General features: G+C 61.1%; 12 protein-coding genes. 9 read left to right on the top strand and 3 right to left on the bottom strand.

Features of this window, described 5'->3' with window-relative positions; genetic code table 11:
* Window positions 1-156 precede the first annotated feature (156 nt).
* From ACTQ48_RS06775 to glmM, 3 genes are all read left to right on the top strand, one after another.
* Entirely contained in the window at window positions 157-1179 is a 1023-nt protein-coding gene (locus tag ACTQ48_RS06775) for a DMT family transporter (protein WP_441570434.1), read from the top strand.
* 150 nt (window positions 1180-1329) lie between these two features.
* Window positions 1330-3606 carry a DUF4012 domain-containing protein gene (locus ACTQ48_RS06770; RefSeq protein ID WP_441570433.1) on the top strand — a complete coding sequence of 759 codons (2277 nt, stop codon included), beginning with the start codon at window positions 1330-1332 and terminating at the stop codon, window positions 3604-3606.
* An 83-nt stretch (window positions 3607-3689) separates the two neighbouring features.
* Window positions 3690-5021 (top strand): phosphoglucosamine mutase, encoded by a 1332-nt coding sequence (gene glmM / locus ACTQ48_RS06765; RefSeq protein ID WP_441570432.1) that lies wholly within the window; start codon window positions 3690-3692, stop codon window positions 5019-5021.
* A gap of 205 nt (window positions 5022-5226) precedes the next feature.
* On the opposite strand, the gene ACTQ48_RS06760 is transcribed toward glmM, so the two are convergent.
* Window positions 5227-6801: a carboxypeptidase M32 gene (locus tag ACTQ48_RS06760; RefSeq protein ID WP_441570431.1), complete on the bottom strand. Its 1575-nt coding sequence runs from the start codon at window positions 6799-6801 to the stop codon at window positions 5227-5229.
* 505 nt (window positions 6802-7306) lie between these two features.
* Between ACTQ48_RS06760 and pheS the strand changes: the two genes are divergently transcribed.
* The 6 genes from pheS (at window position 7307) to ACTQ48_RS06730 (ending at window position 14907) form a co-directional block, all read left to right on the top strand.
* Window positions 7307-8383, top strand: a complete 1077-nt coding sequence (gene pheS / locus ACTQ48_RS06755) for a phenylalanine--tRNA ligase subunit alpha (RefSeq protein WP_154517607.1) — start codon at window positions 7307-7309, stop codon at window positions 8381-8383.
* 181 nt (window positions 8384-8564) lie between these two features.
* Window positions 8565-11018: a phenylalanine--tRNA ligase subunit beta gene (gene pheT, locus ACTQ48_RS06750; protein ID WP_427728441.1), complete on the top strand. Its 2454-nt coding sequence runs from the start codon at window positions 8565-8567 to the stop codon at window positions 11016-11018.
* Between the two features lie 246 nt (window positions 11019-11264).
* Entirely contained in the window at window positions 11265-12350 is a 1086-nt protein-coding gene (gene cbiM, locus ACTQ48_RS06745; protein ID WP_441570430.1) for a cobalt transporter CbiM, read from the top strand.
* On the top strand, window positions 12328-13164 hold the full coding sequence (locus tag ACTQ48_RS06740; protein ID WP_441570429.1) for an energy-coupling factor transporter transmembrane component T: 837 nt from the start codon (window positions 12328-12330) through the stop codon (window positions 13162-13164). Before cbiM ends, ACTQ48_RS06740 begins: the two co-directional genes overlap by 23 nt.
* Window positions 13165-13208: 44 nt before the next feature.
* Window positions 13209-13979, top strand: coding sequence for an energy-coupling factor ABC transporter ATP-binding protein (locus ACTQ48_RS06735; RefSeq protein ID WP_441570428.1), 771 nt, complete (start codon window positions 13209-13211; stop codon window positions 13977-13979).
* A gap of 79 nt (window positions 13980-14058) precedes the next feature.
* Window positions 14059-14907 carry a hypothetical protein gene (locus tag ACTQ48_RS06730; RefSeq protein ID WP_441570427.1) on the top strand — a complete coding sequence of 283 codons (849 nt, stop codon included), beginning with the start codon at window positions 14059-14061 and terminating at the stop codon, window positions 14905-14907.
* Here the strand turns inward: ACTQ48_RS06730 and ACTQ48_RS06725 are convergent.
* Window positions 14904-15977: a hypothetical protein gene (locus ACTQ48_RS06725; protein ID WP_441570426.1), complete on the bottom strand. Its 1074-nt coding sequence runs from the start codon at window positions 15975-15977 to the stop codon at window positions 14904-14906. The two genes, ACTQ48_RS06730 and ACTQ48_RS06725, sit on opposite strands and share 4 nt — an antisense overlap.
* 421 nt (window positions 15978-16398) lie before the next feature.
* Entirely contained in the window at window positions 16399-17859 is a 1461-nt protein-coding gene (gene pyk, locus ACTQ48_RS06720; RefSeq protein ID WP_427793920.1) for a pyruvate kinase, read from the bottom strand.
* Window positions 17860-18241: the final 382 nt, after the last annotated feature.

Genomic DNA, 18241 nt, shown 5'->3' with positions numbered 1-18241 from the left:
TGATTTGGCTGTCGCATAATGCAAAGCCGTTGCGATGCCGAACCATGGAAGAGACGTCTGCGGAATTGTCCTACCGATAAGCGGACAAGCCCCAGCTGGTGCCTTCGCCGTGGTAAGGTAAGCCGAATTGTTTCCAGGCTGTTTCGGGGGAGCGGGATGAGCAAAGAGCGTGTCGAGCAGGTCGAAGGCGCAGGGGCTTCGGTGCCGATGACCGATATATCGAACATTGATGTGCCCGAGGGCACCGATGAGCTCAGCCGCAGCACCCGCCGTGCATGGCGCGACCGCCTGAACAGTGCCTCGACGCGCAAGATGATTACGGGCGTTCTGGCCACGCTGGTGGGCGGTTCGTTTTGGGGTTTTTCGGGCACCAGCGCGAGCTTTCTGTTCGACACTTATCACGTTGATACCCTGTGGCTTATGAGTGTGCGCCAGATTCTCGCCGGCCTGCTCTTTATGGTCGTGGTGGTCACGCGCGATCGCGAGCGTCTGGTCAAGCTCTGGACCACGCCTGCCGACCGTAAGCAACTGCTGCTTTTTACCGCTTTTGGCCTGCTGTTCAACCAGTTTTGCTATCTTTCGGCCGTGCGCCTGACCAACGCCGGAACCGCGACGGTCCTTCAGTGCCTGCAGCTGGTCATCATCATGGGATATACCTGCATCACCGATCGCCGCAAACCGCGCATGCGCGAGGTTATCGGTATTGGCCTGGCCCTTGGCGGCACGTTTTTGATCGCCACCGGCGGCGACCCCACGAGCCTGAGCATCTCGCCGCTCGGTCTGGTGGCGGGTCTTATGTGCGCGGTGAGCGCCACCTGCATGGCGGTGATTCCCGCCAAAATTCTGCCAGAATACGGCAGCCCCATCGTTACGGGCTCAGCCATGCTCACGGCTGGTATCGTCACCTGCACTATCGTGCAGCCTTGGGCCCATATGCCGGCGCTCGATGCCGCCGGCGTCGAGGCGCTCGCGGTGTTTGTGGTCGTGGGCTCGTTTTTGGCGTACATGCTCTATATGCAGGGCGTCAAGGACATCGGCTCGGTGCGCGCGAGCCTCATCGGGACCGTGGAGCCGGTCTCGGCAACCATTACCAGCGCCGTTATGCTGGGCACGGTATTTTTGCCCACCGACCTGGCGGGTTTTGCCATGATTATCGTAATGATGTTTTTAACGGTGTAGTCGACGCAGCGGCTGATACAAGTTAAAAACTGAATAGGGATTCGCGCATGTTGCGTGTAATCAGGACACATGTCTGGAGTTTAGCTGCGCGCGTTCAATATGACATAAACTGATAACGTTTATCGACTTTTGTATTGCGAGGATTTCTCTATGGCTGGAAATCATTTTAAGGGTAGCGGAGACGGCCGTCCTGCGGTCCCGCCGCGTTCTAACGGGGCGGGAAGGCCCAGCGTTCCGGGTGGCATTGGCCAGAACGGCGCCGGCAATCGCACGTCTCCGGGCGAGACGGCGATGTTTACCGCTCTGTATGAGCAATCTCAGAAGGCAAAAAAGGCCGCCCGTGCAAACGGTCAGGCCGCTGCGACCGGGGCTACCCCCGCAGTGCCGCCGCGCGAGGTCTCCGCAAATCCCGCGGGCAATGCGGGCAGCGCCAATGCTGCCGGCAACGCCTCGTCGTCCAAGGATGTAGGACTCACGGGCAACTTGGGCACGATTTACACGGGAGCTTCCGAGACCGGCACGTTTGCCCGTCTGGACGATAGCGGTGCCGAGTTTGTGGGCTCGGGTTCTAAAGAAGACTATTACGATTTTGGCCTGAACTACGGCGACGGCACTTCGTCGAGCACGACGTCGGACGGGCTGGTCCGTCATCGTCATCGCAAGGGCGAGAACAAGAACCGTTATGCCGCCACAGCGGTCGTTGCTGTCGTCGCGGTTGTCCTCGTTGCACTTGGCGTGAGCGGCTTCATGTTCTTTAACTCGGCAAAGACCGTGAAGGCCCAGGCAAAGGAGGCCGTGGGTATCGTCGCAGACCTTAAGGGTAAGGTCACGTCGGGCGATTTTTCGACCCTGCCCGACGATGCGAAGAAGATCAACGACCTTTGCAGCAGCATGAAGGCGGAGACCTCGAGCCCGCTGTGGACGATGGCCTCGTTTGTCCCGGTGTACGGCAGCGACATTAATGCCGTCCGCACCATGGTCGACGCTCTGTCCGATGTTTCGAGCGGCGCGCTGGTCCCCATGGCCGATAATCTCGCTCAGGCAACGCCCGGCAAGCTGTTCCAGGACGGAACAATCAACGTGTCCGCGCTGCAGGCGGTCGCCGATTCGCTCTCCGATAGCTCGAGGGCGTTCAAGAGCGCCAATGAAAAGATTCAGGGTATTGGCGATACGCATATCGCCCAGGTGACCGAGCTGGTCGATAAGGCAAAGGACGGCTTTGCCACCCTCAACGGCGCGGTTGACGCGGCGGAGAAGGTCGCCCCCGTTCTGCCCCAGATGCTCGGCGCCAACGGTCAGACGCGCAACTATCTTGTGTATGCCATGAACAACGTCGAGATTCGTGCTTGCGGCGGTTTTGGTGGTTCGCAGGGCCTGATTTCGGTCACCGACGGCCAGATGTCGATCGGTGACTTTGTTCCATGTATTGCGCGTAGCAAAGACGAGGCGGTTGAGAGCGTCGACGAAGAGGACGAGGCACTGTTTGGTGACCACAGTAACCTGTACAACTCTGGTAATGCGTATTCGCCCGATTGGCCCCGCAACTCGCAGCGTGTCGCCGCGCTGTGGAAGTCCCAGTATGGGCAGGACGTTGATGGCGTCGTCGGCATCGATCCGGTGTTCTTGCAGTACCTGCTGGGCCTTGTCGGTAATGTCTCGCTGCCTGATGGTACGGTCGTCGACGGTACCAACGCAGCGAAGGTTCTCATGCACGATGTGTACTGGAACTATCCGGTCGAGGAGTCGGACGGCATCTTTGCATCCGTCGCCAGCGCTGCCTTCGACAAGATCCTCGGTGGCATCGGTGACGTCGACGTTACGAAGCTTGTCGGTGCATTCGAGCGCGGTGCCGAAGAGGGCCGTCTGATTGCTTGGATGAGAAACAATGATGAGCAGAATGCCATCAAGGAGACGGGCATTGACGCTTCGCTGCCCGATCCGGATGATCCGAGTGCCGATCCCGTTGCCGGCGTTTACTTTAACAACCTGAGCTTCTCCAAGCTCGATTGGTATCTGAACGCCGATACGCAGATTGGCCAGGGCATCAAGAACGGCGACGGCACGTGCTCGTATCGCATCACCGTTACCCTGACGAACATCATGACGCAGGAGGAGGCAGGCAAGCTGCCCGACTACGTCGCGGCGAGCGCGCCCGACGCCGCGCGCGACGACGAGCGTCTGAATGTCTCACTGTTTGCCCCGACGGGCGGCAACATCAGTGGCCTTACGGTTGAGGGCACCCAGTTTGGTCTTGGCGCCGCTACGTGGCATGGAATCCCCTTCTATTCGGGCACCGTTGACCTGCATGCTGGCGAGACGACGACGATCACGTATACGCTGACCACGTCGGCCGAGGCGGGGGACAAGCCGCTTGCGCTGCGTCAGACTCCTACATGCCAGGCGGCTCGCGATAGCGCGTCGGCGTAGGGTTTTTCTGGTAGCGCAGATAATCGAGTACCATTTTGGGGCGGACAGGCAATCTGTTCGCCCCTATTTTGTAAGGAGATCGCATGAAGTACTTTGGCACCGACGGATTTCGCGGCGAGGCCAACGTTGGGCTGACCGTGGAGCACGCGTACAAGATCGGCCGCTTTGTGGGCTGGTATTACGGCGCCAGGCGCGGGGCCAAGGCGCACGTGATCGTGGGTAAGGACACGCGTCGCTCGAGCTATATGTTCGAGGCGGCGCTGGTGAGCGGTCTGGTTGCGAGCGGCGCAGACGCCTATATGCTGCATGTGATTCCTACGCCGGGCGTGGCGCACCAGACCGTGGAGGGCTGCTTCGATTGCGGCATCATGATCAGTGCGAGCCACAACCCGTTTTGCGATAACGGCATTAAGTTGGTTAACAGCGACGGCTTTAAGATGGACGAGGACGTGCTGGAGCTCATCGAGGACTACATCGATGGCAAGAGCGAGGTGCCGCTGGCCACGGGCAACCACATTGGCGCCACGGTTGACTACATGCAGGGCCGCAACCGCTACATTGCCTCGCTCATTGCAAGCGCGAACTTTTCGCTGCAGGGCGTCAAGATTGGCATTGACTGCGCCAACGGCTCGGCGTCCTCTGTCGCCAAGCCGGTGTTCGATGCGCTCGGCGCCGATGTGCGCGTGATTAACGCCGCACCCGACGGCTTTAACATTAACGTCGACTGCGGCTCTACGCATATGGAGCGCCTGCAGCGCCATGTGGTGGAGCAAGGCTTGGACGTGGGCTTTGCCTACGACGGCGATGCCGACCGCTGCCTGGCCGTGGACGAGCGCGGCCGCGTGGTCGACGGCGACCAGATTCTGTACGTGTGCGGCGTGTATCTTAACAAGCACGGGCGCCTCTCGGGCGGTACCGTGGTGCCGACGATCGCCAGCAACTTTGGCCTGATTAAGTCGCTGGAGCTTGCCGGCCTGAGTGCCGTGACCAGCGGCGTGGGCGACCGCCACGTGTATGCCAAGATGCGCGAGGGCGGCTACAGCCTGGGTGGCGAGCAGACAGGCCATACGATCTTTGGCGATATCGAGCGTACGGGCGACGGCATAATGACCTCGCTGCGTGTGATGGAAGTGATTCGTGCCGAACGCGAGACGCTTTCGCAGCTCGCGGTGCCGTGCAAGCTGCTGCCGCAGGCGCAGGTTGCCGTACGCGTGGCGGACAAGGATGCTGCGCTGGGCAACATGGGCGTGCAGGCCGCCATTGCCGAGGCCGAGGCGGCGCTGGCGGGCGAGGGCCGCGTGCTGGTGCGCAAGAGCGGAACCGAGTCGGTGATTCGCGTTTTGGCCGAGGCCCCCGACCAAGACGCCGCCGACGCCGCCATGAAGCGCATCGCCGCCGCGCTGGAGGCTCTGTAGTTACGCGGTTTTACCAAACCGCGTAACCGCTCGACGCTACAAACGGCCCCAAGCGGCAATCTGGCGTTCAATTTCAAGGGCGCGACCAGAAGGTCAGCGCCCTTTCATTTCACGTCACCTTGCTCGCTTGGGGCCGTTTTCGCTGACGTTGCCAAGACATCGACGTCAACATGGTTGGCGTTGGCGATGGCGTGCTGGTCAATCCTTACAGCTGGTACAGCGTGGTGAACTTGTCCTGCAGGTAGCTGCAGTAGTAGCGGGCATCGAATGCCATACCGCACGCGCCCTTGATGAGCTCCGGCGCGTCCTTGGCGCGGCCCCACTGCCAAATGTGCTCGCCCAGCCAAGCGCGGACGGGTGCCAGGTCGCCGCTCGCACAGGCGCCGTTAAGGTCGACACCGTCGCGGCACATGGCCGTCACAAACATGGCATCGTAGGCGCTGCCCAGCGCATACGTGGGGAAGTAGCCAAACGAGCCGCCGCTCCAGTGCGTATCCTGCAGGCAGCCGCGCGTGTCGTCGGGAACAGGAATGCCCAGGTACTCGCCCATAAAGCGATTCCAAAGCGCGGGGATGTCCTTGGCCGTGGCCTCGCCGGCAAACAGCATGCGCTCAATCTCGTAGCGCACCATAATATGCAGCGGGTAGGTGAGCTCGTCGGCCTCGGTACGGATCAGCGACGGCCGAGCGATGTTCACGGCGTGGTAGAGCGTGTCCTCGTCCACGTTGCCGTAGACCTCGGGCGCGTGACGGCGCAGCACTTCGAGCAGCGGGCCCATAAAAGCGCGACTGCGGCCTACGGTGTTCTCGAAAAAGCGGCTCTGGCTCTCGTGAATGCCCATGGAGGTGCCGCCCTCCAGACACGTGCGCGCGTAAGCGGGGTTCACGCCCAGCTCGTACATGGCGTGCCCCGCCTCGTGGATGATGCTATAGACGTTGGAGATGCAGTCGTCCTCGTAGATGTGCGTGGCGATGCGCGCGTCACCCACGGCAAAGCCCTCGCTAAACGGGTGCTCGGTAAAGGCGAGCGTGGTGTCGTCCAGGTTAAGGCCGACGAGCTTCATCAGGTCGAAGCTCATGGCGCGCTGGGCGGCCTCGGGCACATGCGCGTGCAAAAAGTCGGCAGTAGGCTGCTGCCCGCGCTCGCCGATGGCGTGCACGAGCGGCACGACGGTAGCCTTGACCTCGTCACAAAACGCATCGAAGCTCTTGGCGGAAAGGCCGCGTTCGTACTGGTCGAGCCAAACATCGTATGGGTCGCGCTTGGGGTCCATGAGCTCGGCCTGATGCTTGAGCTGGGCGACGATTCTATCCACGTAGGGCTCAAAGCTCGCCCAGTCGTTGGCCGTCTTGGCCTTGTGCCACACGGCGTCGGCCTCGCAGGTGAGCCTGGTCCAGGCCTCGGCCTCCTCAGTAGGGATAACGCTGGCCTCGCGCTGGTCGCGGCCGAGCACACGGATCTCGTCGAGCAGCTGCGGGTCGTCGATCTTGCCGCCGGCGACGGTCTCGTGTGCCAGCGAGCCTACAAGCTCGACGGACTTTTTGCTGGTCAGGAGCTTGTGATGTTCGCCGGCAAGGGTGCCCATAGCATCGGCGCGGGCCGCAGCGCCGTTGGCGGGGGCAATCGTCGCGCCATCGAACTCGGCAATCTTGAGCAGGTACTCGCGGGTCCATAGTTTGCCTTCGAGCTTGCGGAGCTTCTTGATGCCCTTGCCCGCCTTGGCGTTCTTAGAGGCCTTGGCCACGGCGGCCTTGGCCTTCTTATCGAGTTTCTTTCCCATACCCATATCCTTGATCTCGCAGACCGGACGCCACGGGTGGGCGTGCGGCCAGTTTGCACAGCTATCTGCCTTGTACCCAGTGCGAACAAAACGGAACGCGGCGATATGCTCGCAGAATGTGTTATCCTATAGCCCAATGCGTTGACGGAGAGGGTTTTGCCCGCCGCGTCGCCGGCAAGAGAGGGAAGGTCATGGGCTGCAAGCCTTCCTACGGTGGCAAGGGCCAAGCGTTCACTCCCGAGCAGCAACCTCAACGGGCGCGCGGCCAGTGGCGGCGAAGCCCCAGTAGGGAAGCCGTGAGCCTCGCGATAAGGGGCACAGAGTGGGCGCGGCGGGCCAGACATCCGCCGGGTCAAACAAGGTGGTACCGCGGAATTCAACCGTCCTTGGGCAATGCACATGCCCGAGGACGGTTTTTTGTTACCGAATCGGGCCGCGTTTTTGCAACGCCAGACGGCGGCAGTCGTCCTGGCGAGCGGGGAACGCGAGAGACGAAAGGGAAGACATGAGTCTGATTGATGATCTGGTCAAACTCGAGGAAGAGGCCAAGGAGCTCGTCGCAGGCGCCGACGACGCCGCCAAGCTCGAGGCTGCGCGCGTTGAGCTGCTCGGCCGCAAGGGTCGTATTACCGGCCTGATGCGCATGATGGGCAAGCTCGCCCCCGAGGATCGCCCCGTGATGGGCAAGCGCGCCAACGAGATGCGCCAGCTGATTGAGGGTATGCTCGACGAGCGCACCACCGAGATGAAGGCCGCCGCCCTCAAGCACGCACTGGAGCACGAGGCCGTCGACATCACGCTGCCGGGCATCCGTCCGCAGATCGGCCACCAGCACCTGATCAAGCAGATTATCGAGGAGGCCGAGGACATCTTTAGCGGTATCGGCTACACCGTCGAGTCCGGTCCCATGGTCGACACCTCCTACTACAACTTCACCGCGCTCAACGCCCCCATGGATCACCCGAGCCGCTCGGCCCGCGACACCTTCTATGTGGTCGACAACAACCCCGGCAGCGTCGCGCACCCCGAGGCGCATGCCCACGGCGAGTCCGACGTGCTGCTGCGCACCCAGACCTCGGGCGTGCAGATTCACACCATGGAGTCGCAGAAGCCGCCCATCTACATGATCTGCCCGGGCACCGTCTACCGTCCCGACACGGCCGACGCCTGTCACCTGCCGCAGTTCAACCAGATCGAGGGCCTGGTCGTCGACGAGGGCATCACCTTTGGCGATCTTAAGGGCACGCTCGACTACTTTGTTAAGTGCATGTTTGGCGAGGACCGCAAGACGCGTTACCGCCCGCATTTCTTCCCCTTCACCGAGCCTTCCTGCGAGGTGGACGTGAGCTGCCACGTCTGCGGCGGCAAGGGCTGCAACTTCTGCAAGCACAGCGGCTGGATCGAGATCTTGGGCTGCGGCATGGTCGACCCCAACGTCCTGATCAACTGCGGCATCGACCCCGAGAAGTACACCGGCTTCGCCTTTGGCATTGGCGCCGAGCGCGTCGCTGCCCTGCGCTACGACCTGCCCGACCTCAGAACGCTCATGACAGGCGATATGCGTTTCCTGAATCAGTTTTAAGTTGACCTGTCCCGGCGGCTTTCCGAGCCACCGTACCTTGCCCCTCAAACCGTCGCTTGCGTACCCAAGTACGCGGCGCTCCTCTTTCGGGGCAATCTGCGGCACCTCGGAAACCCGTCTCCGTAGCTGGAGTTTTCCGTCTGTTTATTGCAGACGTTACAGATGAAAGGAGACCAGTTAGATGCGTGTTTCTTACGACTGGCTCAAGACCATGATCGATATTCCGGAGGATCCCAAGACCCTTTCGGACGAATATATCCGTACCGGCACCGAGGTCGAGGCGATCGACACCGTGGGCGAGTCCTTCGACCACGTGGTGACTGCCAAGGTGCTCACCAAGACCCCGCACCCCGATAGCGACCACATGTATGTGTGCTCGGTCGATGTGGGTGACAAGAACCTCGACGCCGACGGCAACCCCGCTCCGCTGCAGATCGTCTGCGGCGCGCAGAACTTTGAGGCCGGCGACCACATCGTCACGGCCATGATCGGCGCCGTGCTTCCCGGTGACGTCAAGATCAAGAAGAGCAAGCTTCGCGGCGTCGTGTCCATGGGCATGAACTGCTCCGCGCGCGAGCTCGGCCTGGGTGGCGACCACTCCGGCATCATGATCCTGCCCGAGGATACGCCCTGCGGCATGCCGTTTGCCGAGTATGTGGGCTCGAGTGATACCGTGCTCGACTGCGAGATCACGCCCAACCGCCCCGACTGCCTGTCCATGATTGGCATGGCCCGCGAAACCGGTGCCATTTTCGATCGCGATTTCCACGTTGAGCTGCCCGCCATCAAGGCGGAGACCGGCCGCGCGACCGACGACGAGCTTTCGGTCGAGATCGCCGACGAGGGCCTGTGCGACCGCTATGTCGCCCGCATTGTGCGCAACGTGAAGGTCGGCCCCTCGCCCGACTGGATGGTCAAGCGCCTTAACGCCCTGGGCGTGCGTCCGCACAACAACATCGTCGACATCACCAACTATGTGATGATGCTCACCGGTCAGCCGCTGCACGCTTTTGACCTGGACACCTTTGCCGAGCGCGAGGGCAGGCGCCGCGTGGTGGTTCGCGCCGCCCAGCAGGACGAGAAGTTCACGACCCTCGACGGCGAGGAGCGCACGCTCGACGCCGGCATGGGCCTTATCACCGACGGCGAGCGTCCCGTGGCGCTGGCCGGCGTTATGGGCGGCATGGATTCCGAGATCGAGGACGACACCGTCGACGTGATGGTCGAGAGCGCCTGCTTCGACGCCGGCCGCACCTCGCACACCAGCCGCGACCTGTCGCTGATCTCCGACGCCTCCATCCGCTTTGAGCGCCAGGTCGATGAGACCGGCTGCGTGGATGTGGCCAATGTTGCCTGCGCGCTCATCGAGGAGATCGCCGGCGGCGAGGTCGCTCCCGGCTACGTAGATGTGTTCCCCGCGCCCAAGACCATCGACAGCATTAAGCTGCGCCTGGCCCGCGTGCACGCCATCTGCGGCGCCGACATCGAGCCCGATTTTATCGAGCGCTCGCTCACCCGCCTGGGCTGCACCGTCGAGCGCGACGGCGAGGACTTTATGGTTACCCCGCCGAGCTTCCGCCCCGACCTGCCGCGCGAGATCGACCTGATCGAGGAGGTCCTGCGCCTGTGGGGCATGGGCCGCGTGACGGCGACCATCCCGGCTGCCAAGAACCACATCGGTGGCCTGACCCGCGAGCAGAAGCTCACCCGCAAGGTCGGCGAGATCCTGCGCGCCTGCGGCCTCAACGAGACCACGACCTTTGGCTTTGCCGCCCCGGGCGACCTGGAGAAGATCGGCATGTCCACCGAGGGCCGCGGCTGCCCCGTGGTACTTATGAACCCGCTGGTGGCCGAGCAGACCGAGATGCGCCGCTCGCTGCTGCCGGGCCTGCTGCAGTCTGTGGCCTATAACGAGGCCCATGGCACGCCCAACGTGCACCTGTACGAGGTCGGCAGCCTGTTCCACGGCCGCGAGAACGCCAGCCTGCCCAAGGAGACCAAGTCCGTGGCGGGCGTGCTCTCGGGCCAGTGGAGCGAGCAGTCCTGGAACATGAAGTACCGCAAGCTGCGCTTCTTCTTTGGCAAGGGCATCGTCGAGGAGCTGCTCGCCCAGCTGCGCATCGAGAAGGTTCGCTTCCGTCCCGTCGAGGGCGAGGGCTATGCCTTCTTGCAGCCGGGCCGTGCCGCCGAGGTTCTGTCTGGCGGCACCGTGCTGGGCTGGGTCGGCGAGATCCACCCCGAGGCGCGCGAGGCCATGGGTATCGACGAGGTCGTCGTTGCCTTTGAGCTCGACCTGGACAAGCTGATCAAGGGCGCCCGCAACCAGGAGAACTACCGCGAGTTCTCGCAGTACCCGGCTGTTGAGCACGATCTTGCTATCGTGGTCGACAACTCCGTGACTTGCGAGGACCTTGAGCGCCGCATTACCAGCGCCGGCGGCAAGCTGCTCGAGGGTGTGCGTCTGTTCGACGTCTACCGCGATCCGGTCCGCGTGGGCGTGGGCAAGAAGTCCATGGCCTTTGCGCTTACGTATCGCTCCGACGACCACACGCTTACCAGCGAAGAGGTCGAAAAAGCGCACCAGAAGATCGTCACCAAGGTGTGCAAGGGCGTAAACGGCGAGGTCCGCGGCTAGGTCCTGCACTGGGGTATGGGTCAGCGGTGGCTGCTGCCGAGCCTTACGTGACTGCTATCCTCGGTATAAGGCACTGCTGAGCCTGCATATATGACACGCGCATTGCATAACGGCGTGCTGCTTTGTCGGCAGTGCGCCGTTTTGCTATGATAGCCCGTGGCGTGTTACGAATCTGACAATACGTAACACTGGCAAGGTGATTTAAGCGGCGTTGTAATTCTGTGCGCCGATAACCTGGAGGCGTACATGCACATTCCAGATAATTATCTGTCCCCGCAGACCGATGCCGTCATGGCAGTGGCGATGGTCCCTGTGTGGGTTCACTGCATCAAAAAGGTGCGCGCCACGCTCGATCGCGAGCACATGGCGTTCCTGGGTATCTGCGCCGCGTTCTCCTTCTTGCTCATGATGTTCAATGTGCCGCTGCCCGGCGGTACCACGGGTCACGCCGTCGGCGGTGCGCTCATCGCGCTGCTGCTGGGCCCGGAGGCCGCGGCCATCGCGGTTTCGGTCGCGCTGGCGCTGCAGGCACTGCTGTTTGGCGACGGCGGCATCCTGTCCTTTGGCGCCAACTGCTTTAACATGGCCTTCGTGCTGCCGTTTGCCGCCGCTATCGTGTTCCGTGCGCTCAACAGCCGTTTGCACAACAAGAGCTGGGGCACCTCGGTTTCGGCCGTCGTAAGCGGTTGGGTCGGCCTGTGCCTGGCGGCCCTGTGCACGGCGATCGAGTTTGGTATTCAGCCGATGTTCTTTACCAACGCTTCGGGCGCTCCGCTGTACTGCCCCTTCCCGCTCTCTATTGCCATTCCGGCCATGATGATCCCGCACATGTTGGTAGCCGGCGTGGTCGAGGGCGTGGCGACGGCCGCCATCTACGGTTTCATTAAGAAGACGGCGCCGAGCGTTATCGTCGGGCCCGAGGCCGTCGATGGCCAGCTTGCTGCCGAGGGCGCTGCCGCCAAGAAGACCTCGCTGGTCCCCACGCTCATCCTGGTCGCCGTGCTTGTCGTGGCCACGCCGCTCGGCTTGCTGGCCACCGGTGACGCATGGGGCGAGTGGGACGCTGAGGGCGCCGCGACCGCCGTTCAGGAGGCTGGTGACGACAGTCTGCAGACTTCGGTCGGTCTCGATACCCCGACCTTTGCCGATGCACTGCCCACGGGCGATTATCTGCAGGCCTATTCCGAGGAGCAGGGCCTTGGCTTTGCCGGCCAGGCCGCGATGTATATTCTTTCGGGCGTGATTGGCGTGGCGGTGCTCACCATCGCCTTCCGTCTGGTCTCGCTGACGGTCAAGGAAAGCGGTGCTCATGGCGACGGTCGAGCTGCCTAGCTGGCTTGCGGCCGAGCAGCGATACGAGCCCGCGGGGGCTCGGCATCGTGTGATGCAAAAGAATGTCCTGCATCTGGCGAGCCTGCTTGAGCGGGTTCGTCTAGGCGGCGGCGCACATAAGGGCGGGTCGATTATCGACTGCGCCCTTTCTTCCGTTTCGGCGCCAGTGCGTTTGGTGGGGATGCTCGTCTGCGTCCTGTGCGTATGCCTGACGCAGAGCCCGCTGTACTTGATGCTGATGACAGCGATCGCGTTGGTGCTCGTTGCGGTGCGCCCCGCACGCGGGCTGCACGCGACCTTTGTGCCGGCGTTGGCCGCCGCGGGGTTTGCCGTGGTTTTGGCGCTGCCTGCCCTGCTGCTGGGTGCTTCTGCCACGGACGCCATGCTCAAGATTGCGCTCAAGACCTTTGTTAATGTGTCATTGGTGCTGGGCGTTTCGTGGACGCTTACCTGGAGTCGCATGTCGGCGGCGCTTAAGATGCTGCACCTGCCCGACGAGGTTATCTTTACGTTTGATATGGCACTCAAACACATCGAGGTGCTGGGTCGCACGGCGCACGACCTGTGCGAATCAGTCATGCTGCGCAGCGTTGGCCGTGCGCCTGCAGGATTTTCGCGTACCGATTCGATCGCGGGTATCATGGGCATGACCTTTATCAAGGCGATGGAATGCAGCCGCGCGATGGACGAGGCTATGCTTTGCCGCGGTTTTGCCGGCGCATATCCGGCGCCTGCACGGAACGGCTTTGGTTGGCGCGACGCGGTCTATGCGGCTGTTGTGGTGCTGCTCGCCGTGTTATGCGCGGTGCTGTAGCGCGGGCGGTCAAGCCGTCGATGTGAATAGGGAAGGGCGACGTTTTGGCAAACGATACAAATGGTGCGATGGGTGCGAGCGGTGCTGCCGGCGCCAAGGCCACGCCGCTCATCGAGTTTCGCGACGTGGTGTTTTCCTATGCGGGCCATACGGTGGTCGATGGCGTGTCGCTGCAGGTTAATCGCGGTGAGCTGGTTGCGCTGCTTGGACCCAACGGCTGCGGCAAGACGACGATCATGCGGCTTATCAACGGGCTTGAGCTTGCGGATGCGGGTACGTACCTGTTTGATGGACATGTGGTCGATGCGGCATATCTCAAGGATTCCGCGATGGCCCAGCGGTTCCATCAGCGCGTGGGCTTCGTGTTCCAAAACGCCGATGCACAGCTCTTTTGCGCCACGGTCGGCGAGGAGGTCGCGTTTGGCCCGGCTCAAATGGGGCTTTCGGCGGACGAGCTCGGGCGCCGCGTCCGTGATGCCATGGAGCTGTTTCAGGTTGCCGATCTGGTCGATGCCTCGCCCTATCAGCTTTCGGGCGGGCAAAAGAAGCGTGTGGCGCTGGCTGCCGTCGTGTCGATGAACCCCGATATTCTGGTGCTGGACGAGCCTACCAACGGACTTGACGAGGACTCTTGCGACATCGTGGTCAACTTTCTACTGGCTTATGTTGCTGCCGGTAAGACGGTCTTGATGAGCACGCATCATCAGGATTTAGTACGACGTCTTGGGGCCCGTGCGATTTATATCGATCGATATCACCACGTGGTCGGGGCTCCCGTGCCATCATATGGAACCGAAAACAGTGCAGCAGAATAGTTGCCGCATAGTGGGGTTGCGGCCGCGCACGTGACTTGCTGCGAATGGTATAGTTATCCGGATTTTTACGGGGGTGGCTATGCCAAGTTGGAATATTCATATCGCTCAGACGGAACGACTTCTGGCGCGTGCCGGCGCGCTTGCCGATAACGTGCGCGACCGCAATGCCTTTTTGTTTGGCAGCGTGGTTCCGGACATTTTTGTGGGGTACATGGTTCCCGGTATTGCCGACCCCATCCCGTATCGCATCACGCACTTTGCCAAGCCCGAGCCCATTCCTAAGCCACGCGAGCATGAGTTTTGGGACACCTATGTGGCGCCGTTGCTTAAAGGTGCGCCGGCGGGTGCGCCGGCTCCAGCGACCTCGATTGTCGAAGAGCGTGAAAGGCTCAATCGGGTGCACTATCCGCAGCGCTACAAAGACGCCGAGCCGGTTGACGGCCCCGGCGCCGCCGAGTTTTCACTTGCGCCCGATGACGTGGCGCAGTCGCTGCTCGATTTGACGCTGGGCGTTTGGTCGCATCTGGTGGCCGATACCGTGTGGAACACGCGCGTGAACCAATATCTCGAGGCGCGCGGCGGCAAGCCGTGCGAGGAGTTCCGCATTAAGAAGCAGGGAGACTTTGACTGGTTTGGCAAGACGCTCGGCATCGTTTCTATCCCGCGTGCGACCGATCGCCTCTATACCGCGGCGGCCCAGTTTGGTCAGTATTCGATTCCACAAGAGTATGTGCTCAAGACCATTGGCGTTATGCACGAGATTGTGCGCGAAAACCCCGGCGATCCGGATCATCCGCCGTACCGTCTGCTGACCGAAGAGTTCTTTGACGCAACGTTTACCGAGGTCGTCGAGCTAACCGAGGCGGGTTTTGCCGCCCGCGTTGCCGCTTCTGACGTCCCCGCAGTCCCTCTGATCGCTAGCTGCTAGCTGACCGGCTTAACGGTGAACAGTTCATCCCAATCGACCAATAGCTCCCGCCGAAGGGTTTCTGCGGCAGTGAGTTCCAGCTTAGATTTTGGAACGTAAGGGAGCCCCGCCTTTTTATGAATTAGCTCGGCGATGCTGTTAAAGCTCTTCGTGTCCTTGATTTGATCATAGGTTATCTGGATAGCGTCATAGCCCATGCTTGTGAGGGCGGTGGTGCGCTCGGCATCGGAGAGGCTCGCGGCTTCGCTGTCATGGGCGGAGCGGCCTTGGAATTCCAGAATGACGCCCATGCTGTCGGTGCTGCTCTCTATGAGGATATCGGCGTAGCAGCAGGTTTTGTCATACAGTGAGCGCGCGGCGTCGCTGAGTGGGATGCGCACGTTGTTAGCGATATTGATGCCCATGCCGCCCTCGTTGCGGGGGAGCGAGACAAGCATGGAGGTCTGTACTTCGAAGGGCGAGGCGGTCTGTCCCGTCATGTGCTCGGCCGCCCAGCGCAGTTGTTTAACGCCGCGCAGGCCTGCGGCCTGCTTGGCGAACGCGGCGATATCCGCTGCGGAAAGAAGCGGCGTGCGCTTCCACAAGTTGGTGTCATTGCCCTTGGTGTCGACAACACGTTTCCAACCACAGTCGGGCGGAATGAGCTTAAGCGAAATTGCTTCATCGAGCTGCTGCTGCGCCCGTTTACAAGGCGTGAACACTGCAAAGGAGCCGCACATCTCGTAGCAAGCCATGAGTAACTGGTTGCGTGAGACCTGCGTAGCAAGGTTGAGCAGCGTAAACTCGGGCGACGTGACATCAAATCCATGCTCAGTCTGCCTAAACGACCCAGGAGGCGGCTCTTGGGTTAGCAGACGGCTATGAAATAGCTTTCCGTTCGCGCGCTGTTTTCTTTCGCCCACGAATCTCCAGACTGGTGTGCCGAGCAAGTCTTTAAATACTGGTTGTTTTGAGTAATGCACCAAGCGATGGTCATGGTCGGGCGGCAGGATTGCCGGATAGAGTCCCAGTATCTGGGGCGGTATGCGATAGTACTGAAAAGCCGTGGGTCCGCAGGCAAGAAATGACATAGCGATCCGATCGTTTGAGCGTAGTTTGGGCTAGAAAAGCTATCGGTTTCGGAAGTGCGGGGAAAAAGACAAACAGGTCAACCACAAGCGGTATTTAAGCCAACTTTATCAGGGGTTTTGTTGAAATAAAAGGGCTTGTGCTCGGGGGTAGGAAATTTTTCCCCGCACTTCCGAAAACGTGGTCGATTTAGACCTTGCTAAAACGATTTATCAGCCCTGTGTGAGGTGTGGGTTTGCCACCGGGCGAACACTTTTAGCGCTTGGGGCTTTATTTTTTGGGCCTCGGAGGGCGGATCTCGCGCTTTTGGTAAAGAAATGGGTGCGTGTCATGCCGTGCGGTAGGCATCGGCGCACAGAAAAAGGGCCCGGAAGGCGAAGCCTTCCGGGCCCTTTTTAATGCAAATGTGCTTGCAAGTGCGATTTAGCGCACCTGAGCGACGTAGGCGACGTTGGTCGAGGAGACCTTGTCCTCAAGCTGGACGCTCATACGGGGATCGCCGGCGGTAGCGACGGTCAAATCGCCGGTCTCGACGTAGCCGAGCTCCTTAGCGGTCTCGATCGCCTTGACGATCGTGCCGTTGACGGTGCCCTGAGTAATCTCGGCCTTGTGCGGGATAACGCCCCAGTACATAATCATCTGCTGGACGGCCCACTCGTGGCGGGAGAACGCGCAGATCGGCATGTTGGGACGGAAGTGCGAGATCAGGCGAGCGGTACGACCGGTGGTCGTCGGCACGGTGATGCACTTGGCGCCAACGGTGGTGGCCATGTTCACAGCGGACATACCCACAACGTTGTTGACGACGCGGGTGCCGTGAGCATCGGTCGGAACCTCGAGCGGAGCGTGAGCCGGGAGGTACTTCTCGGTCTCGAGAGCGATGCTGGCCTGCATCTTGACGGCCTCGACCGGGTACTTACCGGCAGCGGACTCGCCGGACAGCATGACGGCGTCGGTACCGTCGTAAATGGCGTTAGCAACGTCGGCAACCTCGGCGCGCGTCGGGCGCGGGTTCTGCTGCATGGAGTCGAGCATCTGCGTAGCGGTGATAACGGGCTTGTAGGCCGCGTTGCACTTGGCGATGATCTCCTTCTGGATGTGCGGAACGAGCTCGGGCTTGATCTCGATGCCCAGGTCGCCACGGGCGACCATGATGCCGTCGGAAGCCTCGAGGATCTCGTCAAAGTTCTCGACGCCCAGAGCGCACTCGATCTTCGGGAAGATCGTCACGTGCTCGCCACCGTTCTCGCGGCAAAGCTCGCGGATGCCGCGGACAGACTCGCCGTCACGGATGAAGGAAGCGGCGATGTAGTCGATGTTCTCGGTCAGGCCAAAGAGGATGTCCTGACGATCGCGCTCGGTGATGGCGGGCAGCGAGATGTTGACGTTGGGCATGTTGACGCCCTTGCGCTCGCCGATCAGGCCGTCGTTCTTGACGACGCAGGTCATGTCCTGGCCGTCGACGGACTCGACCTCGAGAGCAACCAGGCCGTCATCGATCAGGATGAGGGAGCCCTTCTCGACCTCGGAGGGCAGAGCCAGGTAGTCGAGGGAGATGTGCTCAGCGGTGCCGTGGAAATCCTCGGACGTGGGCTGAGCGGTGACGACGATCTTGTCGCCGGTCTTGACGGCAACCTTCTTGCCGTCGACCAGAAGACCGGTGCGGACCTCGGGGCCCTTGGTGTCGAGCAGGATGCCGACGGGCATACCGAGCTCCTTGGAAATACGACGGACGCGCTCGATGCGACCGTGGTGCTCGTCGTAGGAGCCGTGCGAGAAGTTAAAACGGGCGACGTTCATGCCCGCCTTGATCATCTCGCGGATGGTCTCGTCGCTATCGCAGGCGGGACCCATGGTGCATACAATCTTAGTGCGCTTGTACATTCAGACCTCCATCTGACATCGTCTTGCGCTGATAGATAAACCATAAGAAATAAAACTGAGTTGATTATAACGAAATACCGACCGAATACCCCAAAAAATCGACCGTATGCCGAATTAGAAGTTCTTTTTTTACGGGAAAAACGGTATATGAAAAAACTTTACCAACCGCTCTAACCGCTGCTATCTGGGCGATATTTTAGTTTGGCGACGCGCCTAAGAAAAAACGTTTTATCAGTATTGAGCATCACACGGTCCGCATCGTTGCATACGGACCATATTTCCAAATGGATTGTTTTGGCTAGACGCGTCGCTTTGGGGTACCATAGCTCCACTATCAACTGCCGCTCAGCACGGCAGCCTTGATGAGCCCTTGCCCTTCTCC

The sequence above is a fragment of the Collinsella sp. Sow4_E3 genome, assembly GCF_052116285.1.
Lineage (GTDB): Bacteria > Actinomycetota > Coriobacteriia > Coriobacteriales > Coriobacteriaceae > Collinsella.
This window is presented reverse-complemented; position numbering and strand designations above follow the sequence as displayed.

Bases quoted from the DNA above. Each gene is read 5' to 3' on its own strand.
- ACTQ48_RS06770 (WP_441570433.1), top strand. From the start codon at position 1,330: ATGGCTGGAAATCATTTTAAGGGTAGCGGAGACGGCCGTCCTGCGGTC.
- pheT (WP_427728441.1), top strand. From the start codon at position 8,565: ATGCGTGTTTCTTACGACTGGCTCAAGACCATGATCGATATTCCGGAG.
- ACTQ48_RS06730 (WP_441570427.1), top strand. From the start codon at position 14,059: ATGCCAAGTTGGAATATTCATATCGCTCAGACGGAACGACTTCTGGCG.
- cbiM (WP_441570430.1), top strand. From the start codon at position 11,265: ATGCACATTCCAGATAATTATCTGTCCCCGCAGACCGATGCCGTCATG.
- pyk (WP_427793920.1), bottom strand. From the start codon at position 17,859: ATGTACAAGCGCACTAAGATTGTATGCACCATGGGTCCCGCCTGCGAT.
- ACTQ48_RS06725 (WP_441570426.1), bottom strand. From the start codon at position 15,977: ATGTCATTTCTTGCCTGCGGACCCACGGCTTTTCAGTACTATCGCATA.
- pheS (WP_154517607.1), top strand. From the start codon at position 7,307: ATGAGTCTGATTGATGATCTGGTCAAACTCGAGGAAGAGGCCAAGGAG.
- ACTQ48_RS06740 (WP_441570429.1), top strand. From the start codon at position 12,328: ATGGCGACGGTCGAGCTGCCTAGCTGGCTTGCGGCCGAGCAGCGATAC.
- glmM (WP_441570432.1), top strand. From the start codon at position 3,690: ATGAAGTACTTTGGCACCGACGGATTTCGCGGCGAGGCCAACGTTGGG.
- ACTQ48_RS06775 (WP_441570434.1), top strand. From the start codon at position 157: ATGAGCAAAGAGCGTGTCGAGCAGGTCGAAGGCGCAGGGGCTTCGGTG.
- ACTQ48_RS06760 (WP_441570431.1), bottom strand. From the start codon at position 6,801: ATGGGAAAGAAACTCGATAAGAAGGCCAAGGCCGCCGTGGCCAAGGCC.